This is a genomic window from Mesorhizobium sp. f-mel (assembly GCF_053850215.1).
Genome location: NZ_JBSPTO010000105.1, coordinates 1 through 215 on the forward strand (window position 1 = coordinate 1; position 215 = coordinate 215).

Annotated in this window: 1 pseudogene; it reads right to left on the minus strand. The window is 69.8% G+C overall.

The annotated features are described in order from the left end of the window. Positions 1–215: pseudogene (locus ACWUKX_RS31095) on the minus strand (cytochrome P450); the annotation flags it as partial.

The window sequence follows — 215 nt, forward strand, 5'->3', positions numbered from 1 at the left end:
TGCGCGAGCAGCTTCACCCTGCGGTTGCTGAAGGCCGGCGCCACGATCGTGCGTAACCGGGCATGCTCGCCCCCCTCGTGCGAGACCAGCCACCCCGGCGAACCGAGAATCACCGAATCCGGGGTGAATGCCGCCGGCGGCATTCCCGCGGGCCGGAACGCCGCGTCGGACAGCACCGCCTTGGCCTCATCGTAGCCTGTCACCCACCAGCCTTC